This is a genomic window from Pseudomonas kitaguniensis, from assembly GCF_009296165.1.
GTDB classification, from domain to species: Bacteria; Pseudomonadota; Gammaproteobacteria; order Pseudomonadales; family Pseudomonadaceae; genus Aquipseudomonas; species Aquipseudomonas kitaguniensis.
Genome location: NZ_VUAZ01000134.1, coordinates 55,574 through 62,702, shown reverse-complemented (window position 1 = coordinate 62,702; position 7,129 = coordinate 55,574). Strand labels below are relative to the sequence as shown.

The window sequence follows — 7,129 nt, the reverse complement described above, 5'->3', positions numbered from 1 at the left end:
CAAGCCCCCTCCCACATGGGAACGCGGTCAACTGTGGGAGGGGCTTCCCCCGATGGCGGTGTCAGCCTCAGCGATTAGGCTGCGGGGTGAGCCGCAAATATGGCTTCACAGCGCGATAGCCTCTAGGAAAGCGTTTCTGAATTTCTTGCTCGTCCTTGAGCGACGGCACGATGACCACTTCGTCACCGTCCTGCCAGTTGGCGGGTGTGGCGACTTTGTAGTTGTCGGTCAGTTGCAGCGAGTCGATCACCCGCAGAATTTCGTGGAAATTACGGCCGGTGCTGGCCGGGTAGGTAATGGTCAGGCGAATCTTTTTGTTCGGATCGATCACGAACAGTGAGCGCACGGTGAGGGTGTCACTCGCGTTCGGGTGGATCAGGTCATAGAGGTCCGAGACTTTGCGATCGGCATCCGCCAGGATCGGGAAGTTGACCACCGTGTTCTGGGTTTCGTTGATGTCTTCGATCCACTTGTGGTGCGAGTCCACCGGGTCCACCGACAGGGCGATGGCTTTGACGCCGCGTGTGGCGAACTCGTCTTTGAGCTTGGCGGTAAAGCCAAGCTCGGTGGTGCACACCGGGGTGAAGTCGGCCGGGTGAGAGAACAGCACGCCCCAGCTGTCGCCCAACCATTGGTGGAAACGAATCTTGCCGGCGCTGGAATCCTGTTCGAAGTCGGGGGCGATGTCGCCCAGTCTTAGGCTCATGGTGTGGCTCCTGATGAGTGCTTATGGAGCCCACTGTGCATGGGTTGAGGATTATTTAAAAAGAATAAATATCGATTTATCCAGACGATAAAGGAATATTAAAAATCTGTTCACTGGACGCGAGAAAAGGCTGGGATCAACATCCATTCCAAGGTTCGAGAAGGCCTTGAGACGCTGCAAAGAGGAATTCAGGAAGGGCTTGCGGGGGTTGAGCCCGACTTGAAAGCAAGACACCTTGCCCGGCATTGCGCCGGGCAAGGTTTTACAGTCTTACTTGAACGCGTAGCTGTAGCTAACGATTACGCGGTTTTCGTCTTGGGAACGGGTGTTCACCAAGTCGGTGCGCCACATAGCGTTTTTCCAGGCTACGCCGAGGTTCTTCAGCGGACCTTCTGGAACAACGTAAGCCAGGGTCAGGTCGCGTTCCCACTCGGTTTTCTCGCCGACAACAGTTTCGATGTTGCTGCCTTTGAGGTAGACCATACCGGCCGTCAGGCCAGGCACGCCAATCTTGGCGAAGTCATAAGCGTAGCGAGCTTGCCAGGTACGTTCGCCAGCCCGGGCAAACTTCTGGATCTGCATGTCGGTCGTGGTGCTGTTCGACGAGCCATCACCTTGGTTCAGCCAAGGGAAGTCGCTGTCGCCCTTGGTGTACTGGTAGCCGCCGCCAAAAGTGTGACCGGCAATCGAGTACAACGCCAGGTAGCTGTACAGGTCGTTGTCGACCTTACCTTTAACCTTGGTAGCGTTGGTCGGCTTGTCCGAGTAGTAACCCGAGGTGTAGTAGCCAGCTTCGTCACCGTTGGCACCGTTGTCACGGCTGCGGTAGTAACGCAGGTCACTTTTCAGTACGCCAGGACCGATGGACCAGTTGTGTACCAGGCCCAGGAAGTTCTGCGCGTAAAAGTCCTTCAGCTCGCCGAAGTAGTACGAAGCGGTCAGGTCTTTGGTGATTTTGTAATCAGCACCGGCGTAGTAGAACTTGTTAACGAAGTTGCCCGCGTTGTAGTTCGAGCTACCGTTGGCGCCAGCCAGCGACAAACCTTCGTTGTTGCTGGAGTTACGGCCCTTGGCGTGCTCGATCTGACCAGCGGTCAGGGTCAGGTCTTTGATCTCGTTCGAAGAGATCTCGCCGCCCTGGAAGGTTTGTGGCAGCAAACGACCGTCGTTGGTCTTGATGACCGGGTTGTTTGGCTGCAGAGTGCCGATTTTCGCTACGGTCTGGGAGATCTTGACCTTACCGGTCACACCCAGGCTGGCGAAATCGTTGACGGCGGTGTTGCCATCGCTTGGGAACACGGTGCCGCCCGAAGCGGTGCCCGTGTAGTTGCCATGTTCGGCACGGCTGGAGTCCAGGCGCACGCCGTACAGGCCGATAGCATCAAGACCGAAGCCAACAGTCCCTTGGGTGAAGCCGGAGATGAAGCGCAGGTCGAAACCCTGGCCCCATTCAGCATTCTTGTTGCGGGTGTTGGACGTCGCGGATGGGTGGCCATCGCGGTTGTCGGTGTTGATGTAGAAGTTACGCAGACCCAGCGTTACTTTACTGTCATCGATGAAACCAGCGGCGCCTGCTTGCTGGGCGATTGTGCCCAAAGCCACAGCCAACGCTAAGGTAGACTTCTTCATGTACCGCTCCTCTCATTTCTAATTTTTGTATGTCTTCGGTCTTGGGTCTAACGCCCTCGATCCACAGATGCGCGATTAGCGCCAGAGAGTGACCCACAAGTCAATCGTAACTTTGTGTGTCTACTACCTTGGTCTAACTGCAGTTAATTTGGTCCTGCAGGGTAATGAGTTTTTCATACACCCAAAAAGAATTGTTTCATTCTTTTTCATACGCTTCTGGAATAAGCGCTTAACGCAGACAAGCCGGTCAGCGTAGACCATCCGTCGCTATAAGCTAATTCCCCAAGGGTATTTACTCGCTTTTTTTTAGATCGATTGGTGTAGACGTAACGCCGCATACGTCACTCTCGATCAAAAAAGCGACGCCATGATGGCGAAATGCACATACTCACGTCAATTTGTTACAGTTTTTGTGTCACTAATAATTTCTTTTAGTGTCACGAGCTGCGCCTGCATTGACGCTATCGGCGCGGATCGACGCTTCTGAAGCCCTGCTTGTGATGGGATGTGAAAGAGGGCTTGCTCCCGATGGCGCAGTGTCAGTCGACAGTTACCTGACTGACTCAAAGCCATCGGGAGCAAGCCCCCTCTCACATTTGCACTGGCGACGTAAGCACCACCAGGCTTACAGCGCTTTCTCGAAAATCTTCGAGTTACGCTGATAGTTGTACAGCGACGCCCGCGCAGAAGGCAGGCGATCAACACTGCTCGGCTCAAACCCGCGTTCACGGAACCAGTGCGCGGTGCGCGTGGTGAGCACAAACAAGGTTTTCAAACCCTGCGAGCGAGCGCGGGTCTCTATGCGTTCCAGCAACACATCCCCGCGAGCGCCGTGGCGGTACTCCGGGTTGACCGCCAGGCACGCCAGTTCACCGGCATCCGAATCGGCGATCTGATACAGCGCCGCACAGGCGATGATCATGCCCTCGCGCTCGACCACGCTGAACTGCTCGATCTCACGCTCCAGCACTTCACGCGAGCGCCGTACCAGAATGCCCTGCTCTTCCAGCGGGCTGATCAGGTCGAGCAAACCGCCGACGTCTTCAATGGCGGCTTCGCGCACCAGCTCAAATTGCTCCTGGGCCACCAGCGTACCGCCGCCGTCGCGGGTGAACAGCTCAGTGAGCAATGCGCCGTCTTCGGCATAGCTGACGATATGGCTGCGCCCTACTCCGCCACGGCACGCTTGGGCGGCCGCGTCGAGCAGTTCGGCTTGATAGTTATTGCCAAGGCGTTGCAGGTGCGCCGGCACTTGCTGCGGGCGCAGTTCACGTACCAGGCGACCATGTTCATCGATCAGGCCGAGATCGGCGCCGAACAGCAGCAGCTTGTCGGCGCCAAGGTCGATGGCGGCGCGGGTCGCGACGTCTTCGCAGGCCAGGTTGAAGATTTCCCCGGTGGGCGAATAACCCAGCGGCGACAACAGCACAATGGAGCGCTCGTCGAGCAAGCGGTTGATGCCCTTGCGGTCGACCCGGCGCACTTCGCCGGTGTGGTGGTAATCCACGCCTTCAAGCACACCGATTGGCCGCGCAGTCACCAGGTTGCCGCTGGTCACGCGCAAGCGCGAACCCTGCATGGGCGATGAGGCCATGTCCATCGACAGGCGTGCTTCGATAGCGATGCGCAAATGGCCAACCGCGTCGATCACACATTCCAGCGTGGCGGCATCGGTGATGCGCAAACCTTCGTGGTAAACCGGGGTGAGGCCGCGTGCTTCCAGGCGTGTTTCGATTTGCGGGCGCGAACCGTGGACCAGCACCAGCCGAACGCCCAGGCTGTGCAGCAGCACCAGGTCGTGAACGATATTGCCGAAGTTCGGGTGGTCAACCCCATCGCCGGGCAGCATGACCACAAAGGTGCAGTCGCGGTGAGCATTGATGTAAGGCGAAGCATGACGAAGCCAATTGACGTAGTCGGGCATAAAACCTGGGCCTGTAATAAAGAGCAGCCAAAAAAGGAAGAATCGTGAAAACGCACAGCGGGCTGATGGTTATCGTCGGAACAGGCTTGGCGACACGCTCGCTCTCCTTATGTACGAATGGGCAAAGGTTAATTTATGCAGGCTTGAGGCAGTAATGCTCGATCAGTTCGCGCAATAAACGCACTGTAGGCGTCAAGCGTGACATTTCAAGGTACTCGCCCGGCTGGTGAGCGCAGGCAATATCGCCGGGGCCAAGTACCAGGGTTTCACAGCCAAGGCGCTGAAGATAAGGCGCTTCGGTGCCGAACGCTACTGCTTCGGCACGATGGCCGGTCAATCGTTCCGCCACCCGCACCAACTCGGCGTCTTCGGCCTGCTCGAACGGCGGCACTTCGGGAAACAACGGTGCGTAATCGATTTTTACCTGATGGCGCTCGGCCAAGGGTTCAAGCTTTTGCCGAATCGCGGCGCGCAGCACCTGCGGGTCCATGCCCGGCAAGGGCCGCAAGTCGAACTCCAGCGAACACTGGCCGCAGATGCGGTTGGGGTTGTCGCCGCCGTGGATGCAGCCAAAGTTCATGGTCGGTTGCGGCACACTGAATTGCGCGTTGCGGTACTCGCGCTGCCAGGCCAAACGCAGGCCACGCAGTTCGCCGATGGCATCGTGCATGGCTTCGAGGGCGCTGTGCCCCAGGCTTGGGTCCGACGAATGGCCACTGCGCCCGAGAATGTCGATGCGTTCCATCATCACACCTTTGTGCAGGCGGATCGGCTTGAGCCCCGTCGGCTCGCCGATCACCGCTGCACGGCCGAGTGGGCGGCCTGCTTCGGCCAGCGCGCGGGCGCCGGACATCGAGCTTTCTTCATCGCAGGTGGCGAGAATCAGCAAGGGTTGCTTGAACGGCTGATCCAGCAGCGGCAACACGGCTTCAATCGCCAGGGCGAAAAAGCCCTTCATGTCGCAACTGCCCAGCCCTACCCAACGCCCGTCAACCTCCGTCAGCTTGAGCGGGTCGGTCTTCCACAGCGCGGCGTCGTAGGGAACGGTGTCGCTGTGCCCAGCCAGCACCAGGCCGCCGGGGCCACTGCCGAAGCTGGCCAGCAAATTGAACTTGCCGGGGCTGACGTGTTGAATGTCGATGGCGAAACCCAAGTCGCCCAGCCAGTTGGCAAGCAAATCAATCACCGGGCGGTTGGTCTGGTCGAGAGACGCTTGGGTACAACTCACCGAAGGCGCGGCAATCAATGCGGCGAACTGCTCTTTCATGGACGGTAACGGCATGCGCGGTCTCCCAACTTCCCGGATGAGCCCCACTATAGAGGCATCTGCACAACACAATAAACCGTTGCGGCACGTTGCAAGGCTCAGTCCTGTACACTGCACGACCTTGGCAGCCACTCTTTTTCCCGGCTGCGCTCCCGATCCTGGATTTTCCGGCCATGCAGAAAGAAACCGAAATCAAGCTCCGCGTCAGCCGCGAAACACTCGCCGCGCTGCGTGAGCACCCGTTACTGAAAAAACGCAACAAAAGTGGCTGGGAACGCCGTGAGTTGATGAACCAGTACTTCGACACCCCCGAGCGCGACCTGGCCCAGGCCAAGGTTGCCCTGCGCTTGCGCAAGGACGGTGACGACATCATCCAGACCCTCAAAACCCGTGGCCAAAGCGTTGCCGGCTTGTCGGAACGCAACGAGTACAACTGGGACCTGCCCAAAGCCAAGCTCGACGTGAAGAAACTCGACGGCGAGTGCTGGCCCGAGCAATTGGCCGAGTTGGACAAAAAGACCCTCAAGCCGATCTTCACCACCGACTTTGTGCGTGAGCGCGCCGAAATCGCTTGGGGCCGTGGCAAGGCCAAGGTGGTGATCGAGGCCGCCCTGGACCTGGGCCAGGTTGTGGTTGGCAAGCAGAAAGAAGAAATCTGCGAGCTGGAACTGGAACTGCGCGAAGGCGAACCCGCCGCCCTGTTGGAGCTGGCCGCTGAACTGGCCGCCACCCTGGCGCTGATGCCCTGCGACATCAGCAAGGCCGAGCGCGGCTACCGCCTGTACGACGCGAGCAGCTACTCGCTGAGCCTGCCAGCCCCTGAAATTCACGCCGAAATGCCGCTGGACGATGCCTTCGCCGCGATCATGTGGCACTTGCTCGGCAGCAGCCAGCGCCTGGCTGAGCAATACCGTTTTAATGGCCACTGGCGCTTGTTGCAAGACTGGGTCGACAACCTCGGCGAACTGCGTGCCCTGATCGGCAGCCTCGGCCAAGCCGCACCGCGCCAGGCCACCAGCGAGCTGCGCAGTGCATTGGACGCGTTGCTGGAAGACTGGCGCCCGCTGGTGCAAGCCGGTGAAGACGACGAAGACATCCGCAAAGCCGCACCGGAACAGTTTGCTGAAGAACTGGACGACGTGCGCTGGGGTTTGTTCTCGCTGAACACCTCCCGTTGGTTGCTGGCTCGCACCTGGACCGCCGACCGCACCGTGCGTGGCAACCGCCAGGGCGCTGCGCAAATCGCCAACTGGCTGCCGCGCCTGTTGGCCGACGACGCCGTGGCCTTGCAACTGCCGCGCTACCAGCAGCAACCCGAAGATTTGGCCGAGCAACTGCCGCGCATCGAGCGCATCCAGGCCTGGCTGCATCACGCGCGCCAAGTGCTCGACGTTGCAGAGCTGGACCGTTTGTACGGCGAGCTGAACAAGCTGGTGCAACTGGCCAACCAGCCGATCACCGATGAGTCACTGGATGCGCGCATGCATCAGGCGATTGCGGTGTATCAGAACCGCGCCTGGAAAACCTTGCTGCGTCTGTAATACCGCCCTCGGGAGCAAGCCCCGCCCCCCTGTGGAGGGGCGCTCCCGATGAGGCCCTCTTT

General features: G+C 59.0%; 5 protein-coding genes. 1 reads left to right on the top strand and 4 read right to left on the bottom strand.

The features are described from left to right. Positions 1-67 precede the first annotated feature (67 nt). From F0169_RS21820 to argE, 4 genes are all read right to left on the bottom strand, one after another. On the bottom strand, positions 68-706 hold the full coding sequence (locus F0169_RS21820) for a peroxiredoxin (RefSeq protein ID WP_152747592.1): 639 nt from the start codon (positions 704-706) through the stop codon (positions 68-70). Positions 707-976: 270 nt separating this feature from the next. Further along, positions 977-2,335, bottom strand: a complete 1,359-nt coding sequence (locus F0169_RS21815) for an OprD family porin (protein WP_152747591.1) — start codon at positions 2,333-2,335, stop codon at positions 977-979. Positions 2,336-2,960: 625 nt separating this feature from the next. Beyond that, positions 2,961-4,259, bottom strand: coding sequence for an amino-acid N-acetyltransferase (gene argA, locus F0169_RS21810; protein WP_058413739.1), 1,299 nt, complete (start codon positions 4,257-4,259; stop codon positions 2,961-2,963). A gap of 133 nt (positions 4,260-4,392) precedes the next feature. Beyond that, the gene (gene argE / locus F0169_RS21805; protein ID WP_152747590.1) at positions 4,393-5,541 is read right to left on the bottom strand and encodes an acetylornithine deacetylase; all 1,149 of its coding nucleotides are present in this window, start codon (positions 5,539-5,541) and stop codon (positions 4,393-4,395) included. A gap of 158 nt (positions 5,542-5,699) precedes the next feature. Between argE and F0169_RS21800 the strand changes: the two genes are divergently transcribed. Beyond that, positions 5,700-7,067, top strand: coding sequence for a CYTH domain-containing protein (locus F0169_RS21800; protein ID WP_122250745.1), 1,368 nt, complete (start codon positions 5,700-5,702; stop codon positions 7,065-7,067). Positions 7,068-7,129 lie beyond the last annotated feature (62 nt).